The 24,716-nt window shown below is 69.9% G+C and carries 23 protein-coding genes and 1 tRNA gene; 14 read left to right on the forward strand and 10 right to left on the reverse strand.

What is annotated here, in order from left to right:
* Positions 1 to 28: 28 nt before the first annotated feature.
* The 3 genes from Taqua_RS01115 to Taqua_RS01125 form a co-directional block, all read right to left on the reverse strand.
* Positions 29 to 103: transfer RNA gene (locus tag Taqua_RS01115), tRNA-Arg, on the reverse strand.
* Positions 104 to 155: 52 nt separating this feature from the next.
* Positions 156 to 1,343: a vWA domain-containing protein gene (locus Taqua_RS01120; protein ID WP_144324206.1), complete on the reverse strand. Its 1,188-nt coding sequence runs from the start codon at positions 1,341 to 1,343 to the stop codon at positions 156 to 158.
* A 23-nt stretch (positions 1,344 to 1,366) separates the two neighbouring features.
* Entirely contained in the window at positions 1,367 to 2,209 is an 843-nt protein-coding gene (locus Taqua_RS01125; protein ID WP_144324207.1) for an AAA family ATPase, read from the reverse strand.
* Positions 2,210 to 2,360: 151 nt separating this feature from the next.
* On the opposite strand from Taqua_RS01125, the gene Taqua_RS01130 reads away from it, so the two are divergent.
* Together Taqua_RS01130 and speE are read left to right on the forward strand one after the other, a co-directional pair.
* On the forward strand, positions 2,361 to 3,026 hold the full coding sequence (locus Taqua_RS01130; protein WP_144324208.1) for a c-type cytochrome: 666 nt from the start codon (positions 2,361 to 2,363) through the stop codon (positions 3,024 to 3,026).
* A gap of 195 nt (positions 3,027 to 3,221) precedes the next feature.
* On the forward strand, positions 3,222 to 4,502 hold the full coding sequence (speE, locus tag Taqua_RS01135; RefSeq protein WP_144324209.1) for a polyamine aminopropyltransferase: 1,281 nt from the start codon (positions 3,222 to 3,224) through the stop codon (positions 4,500 to 4,502).
* A gap of 37 nt (positions 4,503 to 4,539) precedes the next feature.
* Here the strand turns inward: speE and argH are convergent, their stop codons facing one another.
* Entirely contained in the window at positions 4,540 to 6,000 is a 1,461-nt protein-coding gene (argH, locus tag Taqua_RS01140; RefSeq protein ID WP_144324210.1) for an argininosuccinate lyase, read from the reverse strand.
* Positions 6,001 to 6,112: 112 nt separating this feature from the next.
* On the opposite strand from argH, the gene Taqua_RS01145 reads away from it, so the two are divergent.
* The 5 genes from Taqua_RS01145 to Taqua_RS01165 are packed head-to-tail and all read left to right on the forward strand — an operon-like array spanning position 6,113 to position 11,124.
* Entirely contained in the window at positions 6,113 to 6,913 is an 801-nt protein-coding gene (locus Taqua_RS01145) for a LytR/AlgR family response regulator transcription factor (RefSeq protein WP_144324211.1), read from the forward strand.
* Positions 6,910 to 7,902, forward strand: a complete 993-nt coding sequence (gene hemC, locus Taqua_RS01150) for a hydroxymethylbilane synthase (protein WP_144324212.1) — start codon at positions 6,910 to 6,912, stop codon at positions 7,900 to 7,902. The genes Taqua_RS01145 and hemC overlap by 4 nt, the downstream gene beginning before the upstream one ends.
* Before the next feature lie 22 nt (positions 7,903 to 7,924).
* Positions 7,925 to 8,686 carry a uroporphyrinogen-III synthase gene (locus Taqua_RS01155; protein WP_144324213.1) on the forward strand — a complete coding sequence of 254 codons (762 nt, stop codon included), beginning with the start codon at positions 7,925 to 7,927 and terminating at the stop codon, positions 8,684 to 8,686.
* On the forward strand, positions 8,683 to 9,783 hold the full coding sequence (locus tag Taqua_RS01160; RefSeq protein WP_144324214.1) for a uroporphyrinogen-III C-methyltransferase: 1,101 nt from the start codon (positions 8,683 to 8,685) through the stop codon (positions 9,781 to 9,783). Before Taqua_RS01155 ends, Taqua_RS01160 begins: the two co-directional genes overlap by 4 nt.
* Before the next feature lie 30 nt (positions 9,784 to 9,813).
* Positions 9,814 to 11,124 carry a heme biosynthesis HemY N-terminal domain-containing protein gene (locus Taqua_RS01165; protein ID WP_144324215.1) on the forward strand — a complete coding sequence of 437 codons (1,311 nt, stop codon included), beginning with the start codon at positions 9,814 to 9,816 and terminating at the stop codon, positions 11,122 to 11,124.
* Positions 11,125 to 11,129: 5 nt separating this feature from the next.
* On the opposite strand, the gene Taqua_RS01170 is transcribed toward Taqua_RS01165, so the two are convergent.
* Both Taqua_RS01170 and Taqua_RS01175 read right to left on the reverse strand, forming a co-directional pair.
* Positions 11,130 to 11,702, reverse strand: a complete 573-nt coding sequence (locus tag Taqua_RS01170; RefSeq protein WP_144324216.1) for a DUF2062 domain-containing protein — start codon at positions 11,700 to 11,702, stop codon at positions 11,130 to 11,132.
* 49 nt (positions 11,703 to 11,751) lie between these two features.
* Positions 11,752 to 12,588 carry an alpha/beta fold hydrolase gene (locus Taqua_RS01175; protein WP_144324217.1) on the reverse strand — a complete coding sequence of 279 codons (837 nt, stop codon included), beginning with the start codon at positions 12,586 to 12,588 and terminating at the stop codon, positions 11,752 to 11,754.
* A 62-nt stretch (positions 12,589 to 12,650) separates the two neighbouring features.
* Between Taqua_RS01175 and Taqua_RS01180 the strand changes: the two genes are divergently transcribed.
* The 6 genes from Taqua_RS01180 (at position 12,651) to ntrC (ending at position 19,203) form a co-directional block, all read left to right on the forward strand.
* Positions 12,651 to 13,550, forward strand: coding sequence for an EI24 domain-containing protein (locus Taqua_RS01180; RefSeq protein ID WP_144324218.1), 900 nt, complete (start codon positions 12,651 to 12,653; stop codon positions 13,548 to 13,550).
* A 7-nt stretch (positions 13,551 to 13,557) separates the two neighbouring features.
* Positions 13,558 to 14,382: a competence/damage-inducible protein A gene (locus tag Taqua_RS01185; protein ID WP_144324219.1), complete on the forward strand. Its 825-nt coding sequence runs from the start codon at positions 13,558 to 13,560 to the stop codon at positions 14,380 to 14,382.
* Between the two features lie 150 nt (positions 14,383 to 14,532).
* Positions 14,533 to 15,948 carry a type I glutamate--ammonia ligase gene (gene glnA, locus Taqua_RS01190; RefSeq protein ID WP_144324220.1) on the forward strand — a complete coding sequence of 472 codons (1,416 nt, stop codon included), beginning with the start codon at positions 14,533 to 14,535 and terminating at the stop codon, positions 15,946 to 15,948.
* A gap of 102 nt (positions 15,949 to 16,050) precedes the next feature.
* Entirely contained in the window at positions 16,051 to 16,602 is a 552-nt protein-coding gene (locus Taqua_RS01195; protein WP_144324221.1) for a hypothetical protein, read from the forward strand.
* Positions 16,603 to 16,608: 6 nt separating this feature from the next.
* Positions 16,609 to 17,685, forward strand: coding sequence for a nitrogen regulation protein NR(II) (glnL, locus tag Taqua_RS01200; protein ID WP_144324222.1), 1,077 nt, complete (start codon positions 16,609 to 16,611; stop codon positions 17,683 to 17,685).
* A gap of 45 nt (positions 17,686 to 17,730) precedes the next feature.
* Positions 17,731 to 19,203 (forward strand): nitrogen regulation protein NR(I), encoded by a 1,473-nt coding sequence (ntrC, locus tag Taqua_RS01205; RefSeq protein WP_144324223.1) that lies wholly within the window; start codon positions 17,731 to 17,733, stop codon positions 19,201 to 19,203.
* Positions 19,204 to 19,210: 7 nt separating this feature from the next.
* Here the strand turns inward: ntrC and Taqua_RS01210 are convergent, their stop codons facing one another.
* The 4 genes from Taqua_RS01210 to Taqua_RS01225 are packed head-to-tail and all read right to left on the reverse strand — an operon-like array spanning position 19,211 to position 23,302.
* The gene (locus tag Taqua_RS01210; protein WP_144324224.1) at positions 19,211 to 20,584 is read right to left on the reverse strand and encodes a sigma-54-dependent transcriptional regulator; all 1,374 of its coding nucleotides are present in this window, start codon (positions 20,582 to 20,584) and stop codon (positions 19,211 to 19,213) included.
* Complete coding sequence (locus Taqua_RS01215) at positions 20,581 to 22,272, reverse strand: two-component system sensor histidine kinase NtrB (RefSeq protein ID WP_144324225.1); 1,692 nt, start codon at positions 22,270 to 22,272, stop codon at positions 20,581 to 20,583. The genes Taqua_RS01210 and Taqua_RS01215 overlap by 4 nt, the downstream gene beginning before the upstream one ends.
* Positions 22,244 to 22,492: a PP0621 family protein gene (locus tag Taqua_RS01220; RefSeq protein WP_132963389.1), complete on the reverse strand. Its 249-nt coding sequence runs from the start codon at positions 22,490 to 22,492 to the stop codon at positions 22,244 to 22,246. The genes Taqua_RS01215 and Taqua_RS01220 overlap by 29 nt, the downstream gene beginning before the upstream one ends.
* Positions 22,493 to 22,501: 9 nt before the next feature.
* Positions 22,502 to 23,302 carry a cytochrome C assembly family protein gene (locus Taqua_RS01225; RefSeq protein ID WP_144324226.1) on the reverse strand — a complete coding sequence of 267 codons (801 nt, stop codon included), beginning with the start codon at positions 23,300 to 23,302 and terminating at the stop codon, positions 22,502 to 22,504.
* A gap of 25 nt (positions 23,303 to 23,327) precedes the next feature.
* On the opposite strand from Taqua_RS01225, the gene ffh reads away from it, so the two are divergent.
* Positions 23,328 to 24,701 carry a signal recognition particle protein gene (gene ffh / locus Taqua_RS01230; protein WP_144324227.1) on the forward strand — a complete coding sequence of 458 codons (1,374 nt, stop codon included), beginning with the start codon at positions 23,328 to 23,330 and terminating at the stop codon, positions 24,699 to 24,701.
* Positions 24,702 to 24,716 lie beyond the last annotated feature (15 nt).

The following is a 24,716-nucleotide window of genomic DNA, read 5'->3' on the forward strand; positions in this document are numbered from 1 at the left end:
TGCGATGACCGGCGCACGATGCGGCGGCTGGTCCCCCCGCCAGGAATCGAACCTGGATTTGCCGCTTAGGAGGCGGCCGTTCTATCCATTGAACTACGGCGGGATGCCGACTGCGAATTATCGCCGATGCCCCCGCGCGTTCAGGGCGCCGGCCCTTACTTCGACAGCAGCCGCATCGCTTCTTCCAGCCCCTTGAGGGTGAGCGGGTACATGCGTCCGCCGACCAGCTGGCGGATGATGCCGATGCTTTGGCGGTACTCCCACACGCCCTGCGGTTCCGGGTTGATCCAGACGTGGTGCGGGTAGGCGTGGGTGAGCCGCTGCAGCCACTCGGCGCCGGGCTCTTCGTTGTTGTACTCGACGCTGCCGCCCGGCTGCAGGATTTCGTACGGGCTCATCGTGGCGTCGCCCACCAGGATCAGCTTGTAGTCCTTGTTGTAGGTGCGGATGACGTCCCAGGTGGGGATTTTTTCCGCGTAGCGGCGTCGGTTGTTCTTCCACACGTAGTCGTAGACGCAGTTGTGGAAGTAATAGAACACCAGGTGCTTGAACTCGGCCCGCGCAGCGGAAAAGAGCTCTTCCACGCGCTGGATATGCTCGTCCATCGTGCCGCCGACGTCCATCAGCAGCAGCACTTTGACGTGGTTGTGCCGCTCAGGCACCATCTTAATGTCGAGACAGCCCGCGTTGGCCGCGGTGGCGCGGATGGTGTCGGGCAGGTCCAACTCCAGCGCCGAGCCTTCGCGCGCAAAGCGGCGCAGCCGCCGCAGGGCCATTTTGATGTTGCGCGTGCCCAGCTCCTGGGTATCGTCGTAGTCGCGGTACAGGCGCTGTTCCCATACCTTGACGGCGCTGCGGTTGCCGCCTTGGCCGCCGATGCGTATGCCTTGCGGGTTGTACCCACCGTGGCCAAACGGGCTGGTGCCGCCGGTGCCGATCCACTTGTTGCCGCCGGCGTGACGCTCCTTTTGCTCTTCGAGCCGCTTGCGCAGCTCTTCGAACAGCTGGTCGTAGTCGTAGCGCGGGGCAGCGGCCTTTTGTTCTTCGCTGAGCAGCCGCTGCAGCGCCTGGCGCAGCCATTCGGCCGGGATGTCGCGCGTGAAGTCCGCCAGCTGCTCCACGCCTTGGAAGTACGCCGCAAACGCGCGGTCGAACTTGTCGTAGTGCTTTTCGTCTTTGACCAGCGTGCAGCGCGCCAGATGGTAAAAATCCTCCAGCGAGCACGCCTCGGGGTTGCGCGGACCCACCACACCGGCCTGCAGCGCCTCCAGCAGCGTCAAGTACTCTTTGACCGACACCGGCAGCTTGGCCGCGCGCAGCGTGTAGAAAAAGTCGATCAGCATGGTCGTCTGCGCCTTGCGCCCGCTCAGCGGTTGCGCTGGTTCATGAACACCAGCTTCTCAAACAGCGCCAGGTCCTGCTCGTTTTTCAGCAGCGCGCCCACCAGCGGTGGGATGGCGATCTGCCCCTCGGCGCTGGCCAGCGCGCTGGGCGCGATGTCCTCGGCCGCCAGCAGCTTGAGCCAGTCCAGCAGCTCCGAGGTCGAGGGGCGCTTTTTGAGCCCGGGCAGTTGGCGGATGTCGAAAAACACCTTCAGCGCGGCGCGCACCAGCTCGTCCTTCAGGCCGGGGAAGTGCACGTCGACGATGCGCTTCATCGTGGCCGGGTCGGGGAACTTGATGTAGTGGAAGAAGCAGCGCCGCAAAAAGGCGTCGGGCAGCTCTTTTTCGTTGTTGGAGGTGATGAACACCAGCGGCCGGTGGCGCGCCCGGATGGTTTCGCGTGTCTCGTAGCAGTGAAACTCCATGCGGTCGAGCTCGCGCAGCAGGTCGTTGGGGAATTCGATGTCGGCCTTGTCGATCTCGTCGATCAGCAGCGCCACAGGCTGCTCGGCGGCGAACGCCTCCCACAGCACGCCTTTGACGATGTAGTTGCGAATGTCCTTGACGCGGTCGTCGCCCAACTGGCTGTCGCGCAGCCGGCTGACGGCGTCGTACTCGTACAGGCCTTGCTGGGCCTTGGTGGTGGATTTGATGTGCCACTGCAGCAGCGGCATGCCCAGCGCCTGCGCTACCTCCTCGGCCAGCATCGTCTTGCCGGTGCCGGGCTCGCCTTTGAGCAGCAGCGGCCGCTGCAGGCGGATGGCGGCGTTGACGGCCAGCAGCAGGTCGGGGGTGGCCACGTAGGTGGAAGAGCCTTCAAAACGCATCGTGCATCCTTGGGGTGAGGCTGCGCGCACGGGGTCAACCTAGGGAAACTCCTGCCCCGGTTGGGCCCGTCGGCGCGGGGGGAACACTGGAACCAGTCTATATAATCCGGCGTTGATTTTTGTCAAACAACCCTGCGATTGTGCTTGCAACATGAACCAAACGCCGACTCTGCTGCTCAAGACCGCTGTCGCGGCTGTGACGTTGATGGGGGCCGCTGGCGCCTGGGCCCAGGTGGCCGGTGACGCCAAGGCAGGGGAGGCCAAGGCCGCCATGTGCATCGGCTGCCACGGCATTCCGGGCTACCAGAACAGCTTCCCGGAAATCCACCGGGTGCCGATGATCTCGGGCCAGTCGGCGCCGTACATCAGCGTCGCGCTGCAAGCTTACCGCAAGGGTGATCGCAAGCACCCGACGATGCGCGGTATCGCTGGCTCGCTGACCGACCAAGACATCGCCGACCTGGCCGCGTTTTACAGCACGCACCACAGCGCCCAGGCGCCCGAGCAGCCGGCCAAGGCGCCTTCGGCGGCGGTGGCGCAGTTGTTGGAAAGGGGCGCCTGTGCGTCGTGCCACGGCGCCAATTTCAGCAAGCCCATCGACCCCAGCTACCCCAAGATCGCCGGCCAGCACGCCGACTACCTGTTCGTGGCCCTCAAGTCGTACAACGTGCAGGGCAACCCCTACATTGGGCGTGCCAACCCGATCATGGGCGGCATCACCCAACAGTTCAGCAACGCCGAGCTGAAGCAGCTGGCCAACTACCTGGCCAGCCTGCCGGGCGAGCTGGCCACCAAGCCGCAGCCGCGCTTCCGCTGAGGCCGCGCGGGCACCCCGCCCGCCCACGTCCACGCCACACGACCGGCCCCCAGCGGGCCGGTTGGTTTTGGGGCGTGCCGCGGCCTACCCGTGGCGATAGCCTATTTCCACGGTGGGCGCGGGGGTATAATGTTGGGTTTTCGTCCAGGCCGCATCGGTCTGGTGGTGCAACACGATTGGATGGGGGATTGGGCCATGCAAGGGCTTCATCTGACGGCTGATCTGTACGACTGCCGAGGGGCCGACGGTCTGATGACCGACGCGGCGGTGCTGGCCGAGCTGTGCCGGCGCCACACGATCGGGGTGGGTTTGACCCTGGTCGATGAGAAGTGGTATCCGTTTCCACCGTACAACGGCCAGCCCGGCGGCGTGACCGGTATGTTGCTGCTGGCCGAGTCGCACCTGGCCGTGCACACCTGGCCGGAGCGCCGCGCCGTCACGTTGGACGTGTACGTGTGCAACTTCACCACCGACAACTCGGCCAAGGCCGAGGCGTTGCTGCGCGAGATCGTGGCCGCGTTCGAGCCGGGCCGCAGCGAAATCCACCGCCTGCAACGCGGCAGCGAGCAGCGGCCGCCCGCCGAGACCGTGCTCGAAGCCCTCAACGACGCCGGCGACGCGGTCTATGGCTACACCGCCTCCGAGCGTGTGCTGGCCAAGCGCAGCCCGTACCAGACCATCGAAGTGCTGCGCACGCCGCGCTTCGGGCTGGCGATGCGCATCGACGGCCACTTCATGACTTCCGAAGGCGAGGAGTTTTACTACCACGAATGCCTGGTGCACCCGGCGGCGGTGGCGCACGGTGTGCCGCGGCAGGTGCTGATCATCGGCGGTGGCGACGGCGGCGCGGCCGAGGAGGTGCTGAAGCACCGCAGCGTCGAGCGTGTCGTGATGGCCGAGCTGGACGCCGAGGTGGTCGCGGTGGCCAAGCAGCACTTCGCGGCCGTGCACCGTGGGGTGTTTGATGACCCCCGGCTGCAGGTGCGCATTGGCGACGGCTTGGCCTACGTGGCCGACACGCAGGACCGCTTTGACCTGATTCTGCTGGATCTGACCGATCCCGAGACCCCCGCCGGCTCGCTGTACACCGAGGCGTTTTTCCGTGCCCTGCGCCGCATCCTCAACCCCGGCGGCGCCGTGGTGCTGCACACCGGCACACCGGTGTTCGAGCCCGAGCAGGTCGCGCGCATCAACGCCGAGCTGCGCGCGGTGTTCGAGCAGGTGCACCCGTTTGGGCTGTACGTGCCGCTGTATGGCGCGTACTGGGGGTTTGCCATCGCATCGGACACGTTGCAGCCGCGCGCGTTGGACGCTGCCGTGTTGGCCGCGCGCGTGCAGGCGTTGCCCGACCTGCAGTACTACAACGCCGACGTGCACCACGCCCTGTTTGCGCTGCCGAACTACTACCGCAAGCTGGTGCAACCGCACTGCCCGCGAACGCCGACTGGCTGCTGCGCCGAGGCGGCTGCGGTGTAAGTGATCGGCTCAGCGGCGCCTGCGGGCGCCGTCTTGTTCAAACCAGCCCGGCGAGCCGCTGGCGGTGGCGCTGCAGCTGGGCGCGCACCTGCACCGGGGCGGTGCCACCGACGGTGGCGCGCGCCGCCAGGCTGCCTTGCAGGCTCAGCACGTCGTAGACGTCCGCTTCGATGGCCGGGTGGAAGCGTTGCAGCTCGGGCAGCGGCAGCTCGCTGAGGTCCACGCCGCGCTCGCTGGCCACGCGCACGGCGGCGGCCACCGTCTCGTGCGCGTCGCGAAACGGCACGCCTTTTTTGACCAGGTAGTCGGCCAAATCGGTGGCGGTGGCAAAGCCCTTGCGCGCGGCGGCTTCCATCGCGGTGCGGTTGACCGTGAGGCCCCCGCTGCGCTGCCCCGTGGCCGGGTCACGCTCGCCGCCGATCATGTCGACAAAGATGCGCAGCGTGTCGCGCAGCGTGTCAACGGTGTCGAACAGCGGCTCTTTGTCCTCTTGGTTGTCCTTGTTGTAGGCCAGCGGCTGGCCCTTCATCAGCGTCAGCAGCGCCATCAGGTGCCCCACCACGCGCCCGGTCTTGCCGCGCGCCAGCTCCGGCACGTCCGGGTTTTTCTTTTGCGGCATGATCGAGCTGCCGGTGGTGAAGCGGTCGGCGATGCGGATGAAGCCAAAGTTTTGGCTCATCCACACAATGAGCTCTTCGCTCAGGCGGCTGATGTGCACCATGATCAGCGCCGCGGCCGCGGTGAATTCGATCGCAAAGTCGCGGTCGCTGACGGCGTCCAGGCTGTTGAGGCAAAGCTGGGGCTCGCCGCGCTCGTCGACCATGCCCAGCGTGCGGGCCACGCGTTCGCGGTCCAGCGGGTAGGTGGTGCCAGCCAGGGCGGCGCTGCCCAGCGGCAGCCGGTTGACGCGGCGGCGCACCTCCAGCATGCGCTCTTCGTCGCGCGCCAGCATTTCCACGTACGCCAGCAGGTGGTGCGCCAGGCTGACCGGCTGCGCCACCTGCAGGTGGGTGAAGCCGGGCAGGATCGTCTCCACATGCTCGTCGGCCACGCGCACCAGCGCTGCCTGCAGCTCGCGCAGCAGCGCCACCAGACCGTCGATTTCGTCGCGCAGCCACAGCCGCACGTCGGTGGCGACTTGGTCGTTGCGGCTGCGGCCGGTGTGCAGCCGTTTGCCGGCGTCGCCGACGAGCTGCGTCAGCCGCGCCTCGATGTTGAGGTGCACGTCCTCCAGCGCCAGCTTCCACTCGAACGTGCCGGATTCGATTTCCTGCGCGATCTGCTGCAGGCCGCGCTGGATGTCGACCCAGTCCTGCGCGCTGATGATGCCCTGCGCGGCCAGCATCTCGGCGTGCGCCAGGCTGCCCTGGATGTCGGCTTTCCACAGCCGCCGGTCGAAAAAGACGCTGGCCGTGTAGCGCTGCACCAACTCGCTCATCGGTTCGGTGAACAGGGCTGACCAGGCCTGGGACTTGGCATCGAGCTGGTTGTGCGACATGGGGCAGGGCAAAGGCTGGACGGCCGCGGCGGGCTCAGGGTATAAAGTCAAGGCTGACAGGGATTGTACCGGCGCGCCGTCGCCGCACGGGCCGCGCCGCAGGAGGCTGACGATGGCAACGCGCGTGCTGGTGGTGGACGACGAGGCGCTGGCGCGGCAGCGCCTGCGCGATCTGTTGCTGGAGTGGCAGCCCGACGCCGACGTGGCCGAGGCCGCCGACGCGCGCACGGCGCTGGCGCGGCTGCGATCGGAGCCGTGGGACGTGGCGCTGCTGGACGTGCAAATGCCGGGGTTGGATGGCTTGGCGCTGGCGGCGCTGCTGCGCGACCAGCCGAAAGCGCCGGCGCTGGTGTTCGTTACCGCGCACGCCGAGCACGCGCTGCGCGCGTTCGAGCTCGACGCGGTGGACTACCTGACCAAGCCGGTGCGCCGCGAGCGTTTGCACCAAGCCTTGGACAAAGCCCTGCGCTGGCACGCCTCGGGCGCGGCCGCGGCGCCCGAGCCCGCCCCGGCACGCCCCGCCGCCACGACCGAGGCGCTCATCATCCATGAGCGCGGCCGCACCGAGCGCGTGCCGCTGGACGACGTCATTTACCTCAAAGCCGAGCTCAAGTACCTGACCGTGCGCACCGCCCAGCGCAGCTACATCTACGACGGTGCGCTGCACGACTTCGAGCGCAGCCAGCCCGAGCGCTGGTTGCGCATCCACCGCAACGCGCTGGTGGCGCGCCAGCGCGTGCGGTCGCTGCAGCGTGTGCACGAACGTGGCGCCGGCCCCGAGGGCGAAGCGTTCGACGGTTGGGTGGTGCTGCTGGAGGGCGTGCCGGAGCGCCTGCAAGTGTCGCGCCGCCAGTTGCCCACCGTGCGCGAAGCCCTGCGCGCCGAAGCCGCCGTGCTAGCATCGGGCGCATGAGCGCCCCTTGCAGCCCCACCGCCGCCCCACCGGGTTTGGACCTCACCATCGCCACCCGCGAAAGCCGCCTGGCCCTGTGGCAGGCCGAACACGTGCAAGCGCGTCTGCAAGCGGCCGGTCACCGCGTGCGGCTGCTGGGCATGACCACGCGCGGCGACCAGATCCTGGATCGCACCCTGTCGAAGGTCGGCGGCAAGGGTCTGTTCGTCAAGGAGTTGGAAGTGGCGCTGGAGCAGGGGCGGGCCGACCTGGCGGTGCACTCGCTCAAGGACGTGCCGATGGAGCTGCCGCAGGGTTTTGCGCTGGCGTGCGTGATGCAGCGCGAAGACCCGCGTGACGCCTGGGTGTCGCCGCACGCGGCGGAGTTGGCAGAGCTGCCTGCGGGGGCGGTGGTTGGCACGTCCAGCCTGCGGCGCATGGTGCTGCTGCGCGCGGCGCTGGTGCGCCTGGGGCGCGACGACGTGCGCATCGAGCCGCTGCGTGGCAACCTGGACACACGGCTGCGCAAGCTGGACGAAGGTCAGTACCACGCCATCGTGCTGGCGGCGGCCGGGTTGCGTCGGCTGGGGCTGCAGGCGCGCATCCGGCGTGTGTTCGAGCCGCACGAGATGCTGCCTGCCGCCGGACAGGGGGCGCTGGGCGTCGAAATCCGCGCCGAACGCAACGACGTGGCCCAGGCCTTGGCGCCACTGGCGCACCGTCCCACGTGGTACGCGGTCGAGGCCGAGCGGGCGGTGTCGCGTGCCCTGGGTGGCAGCTGCTCGGTGCCGTTGGCCGCCCACGCCGAGTGGCCCCACGGCGCACCGACCGAGGGTGACGCGCCGGCCTTGTTGCGCTTGCGCGCGGCGTGGGGCGACCCCGATCAGGCGGGGGTGTTGTTGACCGCGCAAGTGCAAGCCGAAGTTGGCTCGTTGGCGCAAGCACGTACGCTGGGCGAGCAGGCGGCCGCCGCGCTGCTGGCGCAGGGCGCGCGCGTGGCGCCGGCGTGACCATCCCACGCCGTCGGTCGCCATGCAGCGCCCATCCGTCGTCGTCACCCGGCCCGAAAGCCAAGCCGGCGCCTGGGTACAAGCCTTGCGCGCGGCCGGCTGGCCCGTCGTGGCGTTGCCGTTGATCGCCACATGTCCCACGGTTGCGCCCCGTGCGCCTGCCCCGTGGACCGGTGGTGAGCGGTGGGACGCGGTGATGGTGGTCAGCCCTGCCGCCGTGCAGGCTGCCCAGCACGCGCGCTGGCCGGTGCCCGCGCCGCCCACCCGGCTGTGGGCCCCGGGGGCGGGCACGGCCGCCGCGCTGCGTACCTGGGGAGCCGACCCCGCGCGGGTGGACGCGCCCAGCGCCACCGGCCCGGCGACGATGGACTCGGAGAGCCTGTGGCCGCTGGTGCGGCCGCAGATGGGACCCGGGCGGCGCTTGCTGGTGCTGCGCGGGGTGTCGGCCGACGGGCGCGAAGGGCGCGACTGGCTGCTGCAACAGGCACGCGCCACCGGCGCCGACGTCGTGGCCCTGCCGGTGTACCGGCGTGCGTTGCCTGCCTGGGGCGAGGCGCAGCGCCGGCACGCCACGGATCTGGGCCAGGCTGTGTGGCTGTTCAGCGCCAGCGAAGCTGTTGCGCACTTGCAACAGTTGCTGCCGCACGCGGTCTGGCGCGACGCCACGGCCGTCGTGACCCATCCCCGCATCGCGCAGGCCGCCTCCGCCGCGGGGTTTGGGCGTGTGGTGGTGGCCGCCCCCACGGTGGCCGCGGTGTTGCAAGCCCTAGAATCGGTGGCGTGAACCAAACCCCCGTCGAGCCCATCCCGGCCACTGCCCCGGCTCCGCCTGCCGCCGCGTTGAGGTGGGCGGTGGTGGTCAGCACCGTGCTGGCGCTGTTGGCGCTGGCGCTGGGCGGTGTGTTGTGGCAGCGGCTGGCCCGCACCCAGGAGGAGCTGGCCCGTCGCACGCTGCAGCAGCAAACCGAGCAGGCCGCCGTGCGGGCGTTGGCCGAGCAGGCGCAGGCTGCCAGCGCGGACATGCAAGCGCGCCTGGGCGTGCTGGAGATGCGCGTGGCCGAAGTCAGCCTGCAGCGCAGCCAATTGGAAGAGCTGATGCTGTCGGTGTCGCGCTCGCGCGACGACGCGCTGTTGCAGGACCTGGAAGCGGCGCTGCGGCTGGCGGTACAACAAAGCCAGTTGACCGGCAGCGTGCAGCCGATGGTGTCGGCGCTGCAGGGGGCACAGCAGCGCATCGAGCGCGCCGCGCAGCCGCGCCTCAACCCGGTGCAGCGGGCCATCGCGCGCGACCTGGAGCGCATCCGCGCCGCCACCCTGGCCGATGTGCCGGCGCTGGTGGCCAGGCTCGACGAACTGGCGCGCAGCGTGGACGAATGGCCGCTGCGCAGCGGGCCGCCGACCCCTGCCCCGCGCACACCGCCGCCGACCCCCGGCGCTGGCGCGGCCAAGGGCCAGCCGGCGGAGGCCGCGCCTGCCGACCCCGGTCCGTGGTGGTCAACGGCGCAGGCCTGGGCCGCCGCGGTGCTGCGCGATGGCTGGGCACGTTTGCAGCTCGCGCTGCCGGACTTGGTGCGCATCCGGCGTATCGAACAGCCCGAAGCCGTGCTGTTGACGCCCCAGCAGTCGTACTTTCTGCGCGAGAACGCCCGTTTGTTGCTGCTCAACGCACGGCTGGCGGTGTTGGCCCGGCAGTTCGACGGTGCGCGGGCCGATCTGCGCACGCTGCAACGCCACTTGGAGCGCTACTTCGACACCGACGCGCCGTTGCTGCAGCCGGTGCTGCGCACCTTGAGCGAACTGCAGCGCGACCTGCGCAGCGACGCGCTGCCGCGCCCCGACGAGACCCTGGCGGCCCTGGCCGCCGCGGCCGGGGGCCGTTGAGATGGCGTGCCGGTGGGACAGAGGACGGCCATGGCGGTGAAACGCATTTTCGGTTGGCTGCTGCTGGCGGCGCTGGCCGTCGCCGCGGCACTGCTGATGGGGGACAACCCCGCCACCGTGTCGCTGTTTTGGCCGCCTTGGCGTGTCGACGCCTCGTTCAACCTGGTGCTGGTGGCGTTGGTGGGTGGCTTTGCGCTGCTGTACGCGGCGTTGCGCGGGGTGGCGTGGCTGCGCGCGCTGCCGGCACGCGCGCGGCGCTGGCGCACGCTGCAGCATGAGCGCGCCACCGTCGGCCTGCTGCTGCAGGCGCAGGGCTACCAGCTGGGCGGACGCTTCGTGCGCGCACAGGCCGCCGCGCGCGAAACGATCGAACGCCTGCGGCAACCCAACGAGCTGCCGCCGTACCGGGGGGCGCTGTGGGTGCTGGCGCACTTGGTGGCAGCGCAAAGCGCGCACGCCCTGGGCCAGCACGGCCAGCGCGATGCCTGGGTGGCCGCGGCGCTGCAGGACGCTCAGCCGCCGCACGGTGACGGCGTGGCCGAGGCCCGCGAGGGCGTGCTGCTGTGCGCCGCCGAATGGGCGCTGGACGCGGGCGACTTGGAGGTGGCGGCGCAGCATTTGGCCCAACTGCCGCAAGGGGCGGCGCGGCGCATCCAGGCGGTGCGGCTGCGGTTGCGTTTGGCGCAGGCGCGCCGCGACACCCACACGGCGCTGGAGCTGGCGCGGCTGCTGGCCAAACACCGGGCGCTGTCGCCGCAGGCGGCCCAGTCGCTGCTGCGTGGCTTGTGGCGCGATGCGGTGCAGGCCGCCAGCGACCCCGTCTCGCTGCTGGCGGTGTGGCGGCTGTTGCAGGGCGACGAGCGGCGCGATCCGCGCCGGGCGCTGGCGGTGCTGCGCCGCGCGGCGCCGTGGGCCGGGTCGGCGGCCCAGCAGGACGGCGCGTTGCCACCGGTGGTCGATGAAGCGATCCGTGTCGCCTGGAGCGGTTTGGACCAACTGGGTGACGACGAGCGGCTGCAGGCCGTGGCGGTGGTCGAGCCGTGGTTGGCACGGCTGGACGGTAGCTGGCTGGCCCGGCTGGAACAAGCCCAGCAGCGTGCCCCGAACGATGCCGCGCTGCAGTACTTGGCCGGACAAGCCTACCGCGCCCGTGGTTTGTGGGGCAAGGCGCAGACGCTGCTGCAGCAGGCCGCTCGATCGCTGCCCCCGGGCGAGTTGCAGCGCCGCGCCTGGGTGGCGCTGGCCGAACTGGCCCAGCAACGTGGCGAAGCCGACGCCGCGCTGCAGGCGTGGCAGCGCGCTGCGCGCACCGGCCTGGAGCCGCCCCGCGCCCCGTGGTGATGCCGCTACGGGTGCGGCCCGTGGTGGCACCGCCGCAGCCGCTGCCGGCGCGCCCGGCGCACCCGCAACGTCCACAGCACGTTGACGCTCATGTAGGTCAACGTTGCCGCCACGGTGGCGACGATCGACAGCCCAACCATCAGCGGTTTGCCCACGCCCGCCGCCCACGTCCACCACGAGGTGACGGTGTCGTCATCGGGCGGTGTGGCAGGAGCCACCGCGCTGAGGTCGCTTGAGGGCGCCACGCCTGCATCCGCTGCGCCGACGATGACTTCACCCAGCTGGTACGCAGCCCAATACACCGGCCCGAACGTCACTGGGTTGGTGACCAACGTGCTGGCCATCGCACTGGGCAGGTGGGCGCGCAGCAGCACCGCCAGCGTGGCCGCCGCCGGGATCTGGGCCACCGGGATCAGCAACCCAAAAAAGACGCCCAACGCCAGCCCGAGCGCCAGCCCGCGTCGGCTGAAACGCCACAGCCGCGGGTGGTGCAAAGAAGGCCCCAGCCAACGCAGCCAACGCTTGCGCTGGATATGTTCGGGGCTTGGCAGCAGGGCGATCAGGCGTTGTTTGATCATCGGCGTCGACCCAACGGCACGCCTCTATTATCGCCCAACGTCGGCCGTGTCACGGCACCGCGGCGATGAAATCCACACAGGCCGCCAGCAGCGCATCCGGCTGGTCGCGGTGGGGGCTGTGGCCGCAGTGGGGCAGCACGCAGCGCCGCGCGTGCGGCACCTGCGCGGCGATGGCGTCGAGCTGCGCCAGTGTGCCGTACTCGTCCTGCTCGCCCTGCACCAACAGCAGCGGCGCGCGGATGCGCGCGCAGTCGGCACGGATGTCGAACGTGCGAAACGCGGGGCTGAGCCACACGTCGTTCCACTGCCAAAACGCGTTGTCGACGTCGGCGTGGTACCGTTGCAGGCGCGCGCGCAGGTCACCGTGCAGGTACGCCTCGCGCGCGGCGGCGATGGCGCGCAGCGCAATGTCCTCCACGAACACGTGCGGTGCCAGCGCCACCACCCCGGCCACCGGGTGGCGCGCTGCGTACAGCAGCGCAATCGTGGCGCCGTCCGAGTGACCGACCAGCAGCGGCGGCCGCTGGATGCCCAGCGCTTGCAGCAGTGCAGGCAGTACCGTCCACGCGTGCTGGTGCATGTAGTCGGGGCCATGGCGGCCAGCGCCGCGCACGTCGGGGATGGGGTCGGACTGGCCATAGCCCTGACGCGAGTACAGCCACCCCACGCGCCCGGTGGCGTGGCACAGCGCCTGCGGCCAAAGCTGGCCACGCTGGCGCCACATGCGCACGCTGCCCAGCCCCTCGTGTAAAAACACGATCGGCGCGCGCTCGCGGGCGGCTGCGGGCGGGGTGATGGACCGCACCTCCAGCGCCACCCCACGCACCACCACGCGCTGCGGCGCTGGCGGGGGCGGATTGGGTGGTGAGGGCGGATTGGGTGACATGGCCCGTATCGTAGCCGGCGGCGCGCACGGCCCAGGGCGCGTCGGGTTATGCTTACGACCCCATGCGCTTGTTGCTCGGATCGTTTTGGCGCTCGGTCGCCTATTGCTTGCACCCACGGGTGATCGCGCTGTCGCTGCTGCCGTTGGCGCTGATGGTGGCTGGGGCGTTGGCGCTGGGCTACCTGTTTTGGGACCAGGCGGTCGATGCGGTGCTGCAGTGGCTGCAGTCGTGGGCGCTGGTCGAGTTCGTGCTGGGCTGGCTCGACAGCGTTGGCCTGGGCGCGCTGCGGCATGTGGTGGCGCCGCTGCTGGTGTTGCTGGTGGCCACGCCGATCATCGTCGTGGCCGCGTTGTTGCTGGTGGCGTTGATGATGACGCCGGCCATCGTCGACTTGGTGGCGGCGCGGCGCTTTGCCGACCTGGAGCGGCGCCACGGCGGCGGATGGTGGCGTGGGCTGGGGTGGTCGCTGTGGTCGACCGTGCTGGCGTTGCTGATGTTGTTGGTATCCCTGCCACTGTGGCTGGTGCCGCCGCTGGCGCTGGTGCTGCCCGCGCTCATTTGGGGGTGGCTGTCGTACCGCGTGCTGGCCTACGACGCATTGGCCGAACACGCCAGCGTCGACGAGCGGCGCGCGTTGATGCGCACCCACCGCGTGCCGCTGCTGGCCATGGGTGTGGTGACGGGGCTGCTGAGCGCCGCGCCCAGCGTGTTGTGGGCCTCGGGGGCGATGTTCATCGCGCTGGCGCCGTTGCTGCTGCCGCTGGCCATCTGGATTTACGCGCTGGTGTTCGCCTTTGCGTCGCTGTGGTTCGTGCACTACCTGCTGGCGGCGTTGGCCGAGCTGCGCCACGCCACCCCGTCGGTGGCCACCCAGACCGCACCGGCGCGCGACGCCGTCCCACCGCCCCCCGAGCGGGTCATCGACGTCCCAGCACGCGAACTGCCCCCGTCGTCCTCATGAGGTTGGCGTGAACACAGACAAACCCTCCATCGGCCTGATCGTCATCGGTGATGAGATCCTGTCGGGCAAGCGGCAAGACAAGCATGTGCCCAAAGTGATCGAGCTGCTGCAGGCCCGTGGGCTGCAACTGACCTGGGCGCACTACGTGGGCGACGACCGCGCGGCGATCACCGAGGTGCTGCGCCAGGCGTTTGCACGCGACGGCGTGGTGCTGTCCACCGGCGGCATCGGCGCCACGCCGGACGACCACACGCGCCAGGCCGCTGCCGCCGCGCTGGGTGTGCCGCTGACCCTGCACCCCGAGGCCAAGGCGCTGATCGAGCAGCGCATCCGCGACATGTGTGCCGAGCGTGGCGAGCCCTACGACCCGAGCCGCCCCGACCATGTCCAGCGGCTGCAAATGGGTTACTTCCCCGAGGGCGCCACGATCATCCCCAACCCGTACAACAAAATCCCCGGTTTCAGTTGCCGCGGCCCGGGCGGGGGCATGGTGCATTTCGTGCCCGGGTTTCCGGTCATGGCCTGGCCGATGATCGAGTGGGTGCTCGACACCCTGCACCGCGACCTGCACGGTCGCGCGGCGCAGCGCGAGCGCTCTGTCATCGTGTACGGCGCGATGGAGGCTACGCTGACGCCGCTGATGGAGCGCATCGAAGCCGATCATCCGCAGGTGCGCGTGTTCAGCCTGCCCAGCGTCGACCACCCCGAGCATGGCCGCCACATCGAATTGGGCGTCAAAGGCCCGCCCGAGGCGGTGCAAACCGCTTACGATGCGCTGTTGGCCGGGTTGCGCGCGATGGCCCAGCGGCTGGGCCCCGAAATGGTGCGATAACAATGCACGCTGTTGGTGCAATGCACTGTTGTGGTGCATTGTGGGGTGGTTTATTGGCCTAGCTGATCACGCGCGCAACGTGGCACGCATCGTGCTTAGCCTGACCCACGTCAACGTTTCTGACCCCTCACCGCAACAAGGAGCACTGGCATGGCCAAAACCGTCGCCGACGTCATGAACATGATCAAGGAAAACGACGTCAAGTTCGTCGACTTCCGCTTCACCGACACCCGTGGCAAGGAGCAGCACGTGACGGTGCCGATTTCCGCCTTCGGCGAAGACAAGTTCACGTCGGGCCACGCGTTCGACGGCTCGTCGATTGCCGGCTGGAAGGGCATCGAGGCATCCGACATGCTGCTGATGCCAGACCCCAACACCGCCAACATCGACCCTTTCTTTGAAGAGACGACGCTGTACCTGCAGTGCGACGTCATCGAGCCCAGCGACGGCAAGGCCTACGACCGCGACCCGCGCTCGATCGCCAAGCGCGCCGAGGCGTATCTGAAGGCCTCCGGCCTGGGTGACACCGCTTACTTCGGGCCGGAGCCGGAGTTTTTCCTGTTCGACGGCGTGCGCTGGAGCACCCAGCCGGGCAACTGCTTTTACGAAATCGAGGAGTACGAGGCGCCGTGGAACACCGGCACCAAGTACGACAACGGCAACCGCGGCCACCGTCCGCGCACCAAAGGCGGCTACTTCCCGGTGCCGCCGGTGGACAGCACGCACGACATGCGTGCCGAGATGGTGCTGATCCTGGAGTCGCTCGGCATTCCGGTCGAGGTGTTCCACCACGAGGTGGCGGGCGCCGGCCAGTGCGAAATCGGCACCAAGTTCTCCACGCTGGTGGAGCGTGCCGACTGGACGCAGACCCTCAAGTACGTCATCTGGAACGTGGCCGAGCGCTACGGCAAGACCGCCACCTTCATGCCCAAGCCCTACCATGGCGACAACGGCAGCGGCATGCACGTGCACCAATCGGTGTGGAAGGATGGCAAAAACCTGTTTGCCGGTGACGGCTACGCGGGTCTGAGCGACTTTGCGCTGTACTACATCGGCGGCATCATCAAGCACGCCCGCGCGCTCAACGCCATCACCAACCCCACCACCAACAGCTACAAGCGCCTGGTGCCGCACTTCGAAGCGCCGGTCAAGCTGGCGTACTCGGCCAAAAACCGCTCGGCGTCGATCCGCATCCCCTATGTGGCCAACCCGAAGGCGCGCCGTGTCGAAGCGCGCTTCCCGGACCCGATGGCCAACCCGTACCTGTGCTTTGCCGCGCTGCTGATGGCGGGTCTGGACGGCGTGGAAAACAAAATCCACCCGGGCGAAGCCGCGACCAAGGACCTGTACCACCTGCCGCCGGAAGAGGACAAGCTGGTGCCGACCGTCTGCCACAGCCTCGACATGGCGTTGGACTACCTGGACAAGGACCGTGCCTTCCTGACCAAGGGCGGCGTGTTTACCGACAGTATGATCGACGCCTACATCGAGCTGAAGATGCAGGAGGTCAACCGCGCCCGCGTCGAGGTCACCCCGACCGAGTACGACATGTACTTCAGCCTTTGATGGCGCCCAGCCCCGCGGCCCGTGCGACCGTGGGGCGGTGGTGACCGTAGCATGCGGGGCGGCCGGGTGCCGCCCCGCACCGTTTTGGGTGATACTGTGGCCATGAAAGCTCCAACGCACGCTTGCAAGGGGACGGTTGTGGCGCTGCTGCTGGCGCTGAGCGCCGCTGGGATGCCGGCGTTGGCGCAGGGCAGCAAAATCTGGCGCTGCGGCAACGAATACACCAACAACCCCGGCCCCGACCCGCTCGGGCGGGGATGCCGCGAGGTGCAGGGCGGCAACCTGACCATCGTCGAAGGCACGCGCGTGTCGCCACCGCCCGCGGCCACCCCGCCGACGGGCAACGGTGGTGCGGCCGCCACCCCCGCGGCACGCAACGGCGCCGAGCGGGTCGGCGCTGGCGAGCAGCGCCAGCGCGACGCCGAAGCGCGCCGCATCCTGGAGCAAGAGCTGCAGCGCGCGCAGCAGCGCTTGGAGCAGGCGCGTGCCGACTACGCCGACGGCAAGCCCCCGCGCCTGGCCAATGAACGCACCGACGGACCGCGTTACCAGGCGCGGGTGGACGAGCTGCGTGCGCGCGTTGAGCGAGCCGAGGCCGACGTGGCCGCGCTGCAGCGCGAGCTGGCCCGCCTGCCCCCGGCCGAGGGCCGCTGAACACCAATGACCGACACCGCTGTGCCAGCCTCGGCCGACCTGTCGGCGCTGGACCTGCTGGCCACGCTGGTGGCGGTGGTCGACGACGCCGGCCGCATCGTTTACGCCAACCACGCGCTGGAAGACGCCATCGGCCTGTCGCGGCGCAACCTGCAAGGGGTTGATCTGGCCGACTGGCTGCTGCCGGCGTCGCTGTGGCACAACGCGCTGCAAGGTGCGCAGCAGCACGAGTACGCCGTCATCCGTTACGACACCCAGCTGCGCCGCCTGCTGCGGCCGCCGCTGCCGGTGCACCTGGTGCTCGCCACGACCGATGAACGTGCGCGGCGCATCGTCGAAATGCTGCCGCTGGAGCAGCAGGCGCGTCAGGAGCGCGAAGAGCGGTTGCTGGAGCAGACCCAAGCCAACAAGGCGATGATTCGCAACTTGGCGCACGAGATCAAAAACCCCTTGGGCGGCATCCGTGGCGCGGCGCAACTGCTGCAACTGGAGCTGGGGCAGCGGCCCGACCTGGCCGAGTACACCGACGTCATCGTGCACGAGGCCGATCGCCTGCAAGCGCTGGTGGACCGGCTGTTGGAGCCGCATCGGCGCGCGCTGCAGTTCAGCGACGTCAACATCCACGAGGTGTGTGAGCGCGTGCGCGCGGTGCTGCTGGCCGAGTTTCCCAAAGGCCTGCAGGTGGTGCGCGACTACGACACGTCGATCCCCGAGTTCCGGGGCGACCGCGAGCTGCTGATTCAGGCCGTGCTCAACCTGGCCCACAACGCCGCGCAGGCCCTGCGCGAGCGCATCGCCGCGGGCGACGCGCGCATCACCCTGCGCACGCGTGTGCAGCGGCAGGTGACCTTTGGCAAGCGGCGCGTGCGCCTGGCATTGGAATTGCATGTCATCGACAACGGCCCCGGCGTGCCCGACGACATCCGCGAGCGCATCTTTTACCCGCTGGTGTCCGGGCGCGACGGGGGCACCGGCCTGGGCCTGACGCTGGCGCAGACCTTCGTGCAGCAGCACCAGGGCCTGATCGAATGCGACAGCCGCCCGGGCCACACCGACTTCACCATCCTGATCCCGCTGGCGTGAGTGCGGCCAGGGGCCCGGGGTGGCAACGATGCACAAGGCTGGCGCATGAAACCGATCTGGATCGTCGACGATGACCCCTCCATCCGCTTCGTGCTGGAAAAAGCCCTGGCGCGCGAGGGCCTGACCACGCGCAGCTTCGATTCGCCGCGCGCCGTGCTGGACGCCTTGGCCAACGCCTGCGACGACGGCCCGCAGGTGCTGGTCAGCGACATCCGCATGCCCGGCAGCACCGGCCTGCAACTGCTGGAGCAGGTGCGCCGCCAGCGCCCCCGGCTGCCGGTGATCATCATGACCGCGTACTCCGACCTGGACAGCGCGGTGGCGGCGTTTCAGGGCGGGGCGTTTGAGTACCTGCCCAAGCCGTTCGACCTGCCCAAAGCGGTCGAGCTGATCCGTCGCGCCGCCGACGAGAGCCTGCGCGACGAGGAAGCCAGCGCCGAGGCCCTGCAGGCGGCGCCCGAAATGCTGGGTCAGGCGCCGGCCATGCAGGACGTGTTTCGCGCCATCGGCCGGCTCAGCCAAAGCCACGTCACGGTGCTGATCACCGGCGAATCCGGCACCGGCAAAGAGCTGGTGGCGCGCGCGTTGCACAAGCACTCGCCGCGCGCGGGCGGTCCGTTCGTTGCCATCAACACCGCCGCCATCCCGCGCGACCTGCTGGAGTCCGAGCTGTTCGGCCACGAGCGCGGCGCCTTCACCGGCGCGCAGGCGCTGCGCCGCGGCCGCTTCGAGCAGGCCGAGGGCGGTACGCTGTTTCTGGACGAAATCGGCGACATGCCGCTGGAGCTGCAAACGCGCCTGCTGCGCGTGTTGTCCGACGGGCATTACTACCGCGTCGGCGGCCACGCCCCCATCAAGGCCAACGTGCGCGTCATCGCCGCCACGCACCAAAACTTGGAGCAGCGCGTGCGCGACGGCGCGTTCCGCGAAGACCTGTACCACCGCCTCAACGTCATCCGCCTGCGCCTGCCGCCGCTGCGCCAGCGGCGTGAGGACATTCCGCTGCTGGCGCGGTTCTTTTTGCAGCAAAGCGCGCGCCAACTGGCGGTGGAGCCCAAGCGCCTGTCGCCCGAGGCGCTGGCGGCCCTGCAGCGCTACGACTTTCCCGGCAACGTGCGCCAGCTGGAAAACCTGTGCCACTGGCTCACCGTGATGGCCCCGGCGCAGGTGGTGGGGGTGGAGGACTTGCCGCCCGAGGTGCTGCAAGCGTTGGCGGCGCCGGCCGCCCCCGCGGACCCGGGCGCGGCGGTCACGCCAGCCACCCCCCGCGCGCTGGCGGACCGTGTGGGGTCTGGCGGCCCGGCGGGCTGGGAAGATGCCCTGCGTGCCGAAGCGCTGCAGTTGCTGCACGCCCAGCCCGGTCAGGTCTGGGACGCGCTCACCCAGCGCTTCGAGCGCTGCCTGATCGAAGTTGCACTGCACCACACCCACGGTCGCCGCATCGACGCCGCGCAACGCCTCGGCATCGGCCGCAACACCATCACGCGCAAGATCGACGAGTTGGGGTTGGATGGCTGAGGACGCCTTACGCCGCCAGGCCCAACCGCTGCATCCAGTAGCGCAGCTTGGCCAGCGTCCAACCCAGCTCGCGCGCGGTGCGCGACTGGTTCCAGCGGTTGCGCTGCAGCATGGTTTCCAGCTCGACGCGGCTCAGTGGGGCGTCGTCGTCGATGGTGGGTGTGTCGGTCGCGGCGGTGGGGACGCTGCCGGTGACGGCCGGTGGTGTGGCGTCCAGCGCCAGCGCTTCGGCGTCCAGCGTCGGGCCGGGGTGCAGGGCCAGCGCGCGCTCCAGCAGGTTTTCCAGCTCGCGCACGTTGCCAGGGAACGGGTGGCGGTGCAGCCGCGCCAGCGCCGCTTCGGTCAGGCGGGGCGGGGCGGGTAGGCGTTCGCGCTGCGCCAACCGTTGCAGGATGGCCGCGGCGATGGCGGGCAGGTCGTCGGGGTGCTCGCGCAGCGCCGGGGCGTGGATCGGGATGACGTTGAGGCGGTAGTACAGGTCGTGGCGGAACTGGCCCGCCTGAACGAGCTGCGCCAGCGCTTTGTGGGTGGCGCTGACGATGCGCACGTCCACCGGCTCTTCGGTCACCGCGCCCACCGGGCGCACGGCGCGCTCTTGCAGCGCGCGCAGCAGCTTGACCTGCATCGGCAGCGGCAGGTCGGCCACCTCGTCCAGAAACAGCGTGCCGCCGTGGGCGGCCTGGAACAGCCCGGCGCGGTCGGCGCTGGCGCCGGTGAAGGCGCCGCGTTTGTGACCGAACAGCTCGCTTTCCAGCAGGTCCGGTGGAATGGCGCCGCAGTTGACGGCGACGAACGGCCCGCTGGCACGGTGGCTGCACGCGTGCAGGGCGCGCGCGATCAGCTCTTTGCCGGTGCCGGATTCGCCGCTGATCAACACGGGTGCCATCGTGCGCGCCACGCGCTGCACCGTGGCGCGCACGGCTTGCATGGCTTCGGAGTCACCTACCAATTGGTGCAGGGCGTGGTTGTTGCTTGGGTCGGGGGCGGCCAGCGCCGGCGTGGGCGACGGTGCGGCGCTGGCTTGCAGCGCGGCCACCACCGCTTGCCGCAGCCGGGCCGGGGACACCGGTTTGGTCAGGTAGTCGAAGGCGCCGGCCTTGAGGGCCTGCACCGCGTTGTCGGCCGATCCGTAGGCCGTGACCACGATCGCCCGCTCGGGCCGTCCGACGCGGGCCAGCTCCTGCAGCAGTTCCAATCCGCTGCCGTCGGGCAGCCGCATGTCGATGATCAACACGCTGTAGCGCTGCGCCTGCAGGCATTGGCGCGCCTGGGCCAGGTCTGCGGTCTGGTCCACCGCGGTGCCGACCTTGGCCAGCGTCAGCGCGTAGAGCTGGCGCAGGTCGGGCTCGTCTTCGACGATCAGCACGGCGGGCGCGTTCATGGCTCGGACGGTGTGGACAGCGGCACGCTCACCACGAAGGCGTTGCCGGCGCGGCCGGCGCGGGTGACCACTTCGTGGTGCAGGCTGGCATGATAGCGTTGGCACAGCTCGCGCGACAAAAACAGCCCTAGCCCGCTGGAGCGGCTGTGCGCGCTGGCAAAGGGCTCGAACAGGTGGTCGCGCAACGGCGCCCCGATGGGCGGGCTGTCGCTCCACACGGTCAGGTGGGCGTGGTGGGCGTTGCTGTGCGTTTCCACCTGGATGGCGCCAGGGGACGCGCTGGCGTGCCGGTCGGCGTTGTCCAGCAGGTTGACCAGCACGCGGCGCAGGTGTTCGGGGTCGAAGCGAACCTGCGCCGATGGCGCTGCGAGCGACGTTTGCAGCCGCGCGCCCTGGGGCCGCTGCGCCAGCCAATCGCGCAGCACCGCGTCGACGAAGGGGTCCAGCGCCAGCACCCCGGCAGACCCTGTCACGGCGTCCGACCACGGGTTGCGGGCCGCTTCCAGCACATCGTCCACCGTGCGCGCCAGCCGACGCACGTTTTGTTCGATCAGGGTCAGCAAACGGCGCTGGGCGGCGCTGGGGTCGTCCTCCTGCAGCAGGGCGCTGGCTTGCGCAATGGCCGCCAGCGGGTTGCGGATTTCGTGCGCCACGGCGGCCGACACACGCCCCATCGCGGCCAGCTTCTCGGTGTGGATGCGCTGCTCCAGCGCGTGCAGGTCTTGCAGCAACAGCACATCGGCCGTCAGCCCGTCGCCAACGTCGGCCCGCTGCGGTTGCACCCGCACCCGGCGCTGGCGCCCGTCGGCCAACGGCAGCGCCAGGTCGTGGGCGCTGGCCGGCGGTGCACCCGCCAGCCAGCGGGCCAGCACTTGCCAAGCTGGTGTGTGGCCCACGGCCTGCGCCAGCACGTCCGGGTCGTCCGCCGCCGGTCCGCCCACCTCGCCCACTCCCAGCATGCGCGCCGCGGTCGGGTTGACGTAGCGGGGGGCCCCGGAGGCGTCGGTCACCACGATGCCTTCTTGCAGCCCACGCGCGATCAGGCGGTTGACCTCGGTTTGCAGCCGGGCCAGAGCCTCGCCGTGGCGGGCCGCGGCGGCTTCGGCCGCCAGGCGGGTGGTCAGGTGCGCGGCCAGCAGCGCCACCGCGAACAGCCCCGTGCCGGTCACGCCCGCTTGCAGCCAGGCCGCGCCACCCAGCGTGTCGACGGCCGCTGCCCGGCTCAACAGCACCAGGGTGCCGGCGGCGGCCGCGCCCAGCGCCAGCCGCGGCGGCCCCAGCACCGCCGCCAGCAACACCGGCCACACGAACAACGGGGTGAAGTTGAGCCCCCCAGGGGCCAGCACCTCCAGCGCGGCGAACACCGCCAGGTCGGCCCACACCGTCAACAACCACAGCGGCGACCACACCCCCGCCGTGTGAGCGGGCGGGCCAAGCGCCAGCCCCACCACGGTCCACGCCACGAACAGCGCGCACAGCACCAGCACCCACGCGCCGGTTTGGCCGTGGTACCAGCCCACGCCTTCCATCGCCAGCAGCGCCAGCGCCAGCAACACGCGCACCCACAGCAGCAGGCGCCACAAACGCGCTGGCGGTGCCGCGGCGGCATCGTCCAGCCCGCGCAACGGCCACGACGGCCCGAACCCCCTGCCCGCGGGGTTACCCTTCGGCCAGGCGTCGGTGCTCATCGCTGCAGTACGGGCCAAGCGCGCCGCGCACGGCGTCGCTGGCGGGCACATGGGTGCCGCAATGGCGGCAGCGCAGCATCGGCTCGGGCAGGTGTGAGGGGGTGGCCGGCGCCTTGCCAGGGGTGGGCCTGGGTGGGCGGGGTACCCGCTGCTGGCGCCACCAGGCCCAGCCCAGCACCACCACCGCGATCACCAGCAGCCACTTCAGCAACCCCTGCATGGCGCCCTTTCAGGCCGCACCGCGGCGCAGAATCACTTCCAGCACGAAGTGCGAGCCGACGTAGCCCAGCAGCAGCAGCGCACCGGCCGCGTACAGCATGCGCACCGCCAGGCGGCCGCGCCAACCCCAGCGCCAGCGTCCCCACAGCAGCACCGCCAGCACCACCCACGACAGCACCGTGAAGACGGTTTTGTGCGTGATCCAGCGTGCGGCGGTGCCGAGTTGCTCGGCAAAGACCCACCCCGCCAACAGCGTCAGCGTCAAGAGCGCGAACGCCGCTGCGACGAAGCGAAACGTCAGCCGCTCCAGCGCGAGCAGCGGCAGCGCCGTGGGCTGCACCCCCCCAGCGCGGATGCTGGCCTCGGTGCGCTGCATCATCCAGCCGTGCGCCACCGCCGCGCCCAGCAGCCCGTACGAGGCAAACCCCAGCGACCAGTGCAGCGGCAGCCAGGGCGACGGCAACGCCGGCACCACCGTGCCGGGAAACAGCAGCGCCAGCAACACCGCGGGCGCCCCCAGCAGTGCCAGCGGCCAGCGCACGCCCATCTGCGGGTACAGCCGGGTTTCCACCGCGTACACCATCAGCACCAGCCACGCCGTTACCGACAACGTGGGGGCGAAACCAAAGCGCACCGGCTGGGCGGCGAACCCGGCCGCCAGCGCCAGCGCGTGCAGCGCCAGCGTGGCCCACAGCAGCCCGTCGAGCCGCTGCCCCGCCGTGCGTCGGGCCAGCGCCGCCAGCGCGGCGTACCCCAGCGCAGCGCCCAGCGCCGGTATCACCATCCACCATGGGCTCGCCGATACAATCATTCGTCTAGTGTAACGAAGCCCCGCCATGGCATCCGCCCTCACCGAAAAATTGTCGCGCCTGGTCAAAGAACTGCGCGGCCAGGCCCGCATCACCGAAAGCAACGTGCAGGACATGCTGCGCGAGGTGCGCATGGCCCTGCTGGAAGCCGACGTGGCGCTGCCGGTGGTGCGCGACTTCATCGCCCGCGTCAAGGACAAAGCCTTGGGGCAGGAGGTGGTGGGGTCGCTGACACCGGGGCAGGCGCTGGTCGGCATCATCCACCGGGAGTTGGCCGCGACGATGGGCGAGGGCGTGGCCGACCTCAACCTGGCCACCCAGCCGCCGGCGGTCATCCTGATGGCCGGCCTGCAGGGCGCTGGCAAGACCACCACCACCGCCAAGCTGGCCAAGTGGCTGATCGAGCGGCGCAAGAAAAAGGTGCTGACCGTCAGCACCGACGTGTACCGGCCGGCGGCCATCGAGCAGCTCAAGACCGTGACGCGCCAGGCCGGGGCCGAATGGTTTGCCAGCGCGCCCAACCAGCAGCCGCTGGACATTGCGCGCGCGGCGCTGGACCACGCGCGCCGGCACTACTTCGACGTGCTGCTGGTCGACACCGCTGGCCGGCTGGCCATCGACGACGCCATGATGCGCGAAATCCAGGCGCTGCACGCCGAGCTCAAGCCGGTGGAGACGCTGTTCGTCGTCGATGCGATGCAAGGCCAGGACGCGGTCAACACGGCGCGGGCCTTCAGTGAAGCGCTGCCGCTGACCGGCATCGTGCTGACCAAGCTGGACGGTGACTCGCGCGGCGGCGCGGCGCTGTCGGTGCGGGCCATCACCGGCGCGCCGATCAAGTTTGCCGGCGTCAGCGAAAAAATCGACGGCCTGGAGCTGTTCGATGCCGAGCGCCACGCCGGGCGTGTGCTGGGCATGGGCGACATCGTGGCGCTGGTGGAGCAGGTGACCGCCGGCGTGGACCTGCAGCAGGCGCAAAAACTGGCGGCCAAGGTCAAAAGCGGCGGCTTCGACCTGGAGGACTTTCTCGAGCAGATTCGGCAGATGAAGAAAATGGGCGGACTGTCCAGCCTGCTGGACAAGCTGCCCACGCAACTGACGGCCAAGGCCGGCGAGGCCGACCTGTCCCGCGCCGAAAAGGACATCCGCCGCAAAGAGGGCATCATCTGCGCGATGACCCCTGAGGAGCGGCGCCACCCCGAGATCATCAAGGCCAGCCGCAAACGCCGCATCGCCGCCGGCGCCGGGGTGCAGGTGCAGGAGGTCAACCGCCTGCTGAAAGAGTTTGAGCAGATGCAGGCGATGATGAAAAAGATGAAAGGCGGCGGTCTGATGAAAATGATGAAGCGTCTGGGTGGGATGAAAGGGCTGGGCGGCTTGCCGGGCTTGCCCGGGCGCTGACGCACCGCCACCTGA

The sequence above is a fragment of the Tepidimonas aquatica genome, from assembly GCF_007556585.1.
Taxonomy (GTDB): domain Bacteria; phylum Pseudomonadota; class Gammaproteobacteria; order Burkholderiales; family Burkholderiaceae_C; genus Tepidimonas; species Tepidimonas aquatica.

What these genes read in the sequence shown, in the direction of transcription:
- speE (WP_144324209.1), top strand. Translation starts at nt 3,222, where the DNA reads ATGCAAGGGCTTCATCTGACGGCTGATCTGTACGACTGCCGAGGGGCC.
- Taqua_RS01180 (WP_144324218.1), top strand. Translation starts at nt 12,651, where the DNA reads ATGCGCTTGTTGCTCGGATCGTTTTGGCGCTCGGTCGCCTATTGCTTG.
- hemC (WP_144324212.1), top strand. Translation starts at nt 6,910, where the DNA reads ATGAGCGCCCCTTGCAGCCCCACCGCCGCCCCACCGGGTTTGGACCTC.
- glnA (WP_144324220.1), top strand. Translation starts at nt 14,533, where the DNA reads ATGGCCAAAACCGTCGCCGACGTCATGAACATGATCAAGGAAAACGAC.
- Taqua_RS01220 (WP_132963389.1), bottom strand. Translation starts at nt 22,492, where the DNA reads ATGCAGGGGTTGCTGAAGTGGCTGCTGGTGATCGCGGTGGTGGTGCTG.
- argH (WP_144324210.1), bottom strand. Translation starts at nt 6,000, where the DNA reads ATGTCGCACAACCAGCTCGATGCCAAGTCCCAGGCCTGGTCAGCCCTG.
- Taqua_RS01175 (WP_144324217.1), bottom strand. Translation starts at nt 12,588, where the DNA reads ATGTCACCCAATCCGCCCTCACCACCCAATCCGCCCCCGCCAGCGCCG.
- Taqua_RS01145 (WP_144324211.1), top strand. Translation starts at nt 6,113, where the DNA reads ATGGCAACGCGCGTGCTGGTGGTGGACGACGAGGCGCTGGCGCGGCAG.
- Taqua_RS01130 (WP_144324208.1), top strand. Translation starts at nt 2,361, where the DNA reads ATGAACCAAACGCCGACTCTGCTGCTCAAGACCGCTGTCGCGGCTGTG.
- Taqua_RS01195 (WP_144324221.1), top strand. Translation starts at nt 16,051, where the DNA reads ATGAAAGCTCCAACGCACGCTTGCAAGGGGACGGTTGTGGCGCTGCTG.
- ntrC (WP_144324223.1), top strand. Translation starts at nt 17,731, where the DNA reads ATGAAACCGATCTGGATCGTCGACGATGACCCCTCCATCCGCTTCGTG.
- Taqua_RS01210 (WP_144324224.1), bottom strand. Translation starts at nt 20,584, where the DNA reads ATGAACGCGCCCGCCGTGCTGATCGTCGAAGACGAGCCCGACCTGCGC.
- ffh (WP_144324227.1), top strand. Translation starts at nt 23,328, where the DNA reads ATGGCATCCGCCCTCACCGAAAAATTGTCGCGCCTGGTCAAAGAACTG.
- Taqua_RS01165 (WP_144324215.1), top strand. Translation starts at nt 9,814, where the DNA reads ATGGCGGTGAAACGCATTTTCGGTTGGCTGCTGCTGGCGGCGCTGGCC.
- Taqua_RS01155 (WP_144324213.1), top strand. Translation starts at nt 7,925, where the DNA reads ATGCAGCGCCCATCCGTCGTCGTCACCCGGCCCGAAAGCCAAGCCGGC.
- Taqua_RS01120 (WP_144324206.1), bottom strand. Translation starts at nt 1,343, where the DNA reads ATGCTGATCGACTTTTTCTACACGCTGCGCGCGGCCAAGCTGCCGGTG.
- Taqua_RS01125 (WP_144324207.1), bottom strand. Translation starts at nt 2,209, where the DNA reads ATGCGTTTTGAAGGCTCTTCCACCTACGTGGCCACCCCCGACCTGCTG.
- Taqua_RS01170 (WP_144324216.1), bottom strand. Translation starts at nt 11,702, where the DNA reads ATGATCAAACAACGCCTGATCGCCCTGCTGCCAAGCCCCGAACATATC.
- Taqua_RS01215 (WP_144324225.1), bottom strand. Translation starts at nt 22,272, where the DNA reads ATGAGCACCGACGCCTGGCCGAAGGGTAACCCCGCGGGCAGGGGGTTC.
- Taqua_RS01225 (WP_144324226.1), bottom strand. Translation starts at nt 23,302, where the DNA reads ATGATTGTATCGGCGAGCCCATGGTGGATGGTGATACCGGCGCTGGGC.
- glnL (WP_144324222.1), top strand. Translation starts at nt 16,609, where the DNA reads ATGACCGACACCGCTGTGCCAGCCTCGGCCGACCTGTCGGCGCTGGAC.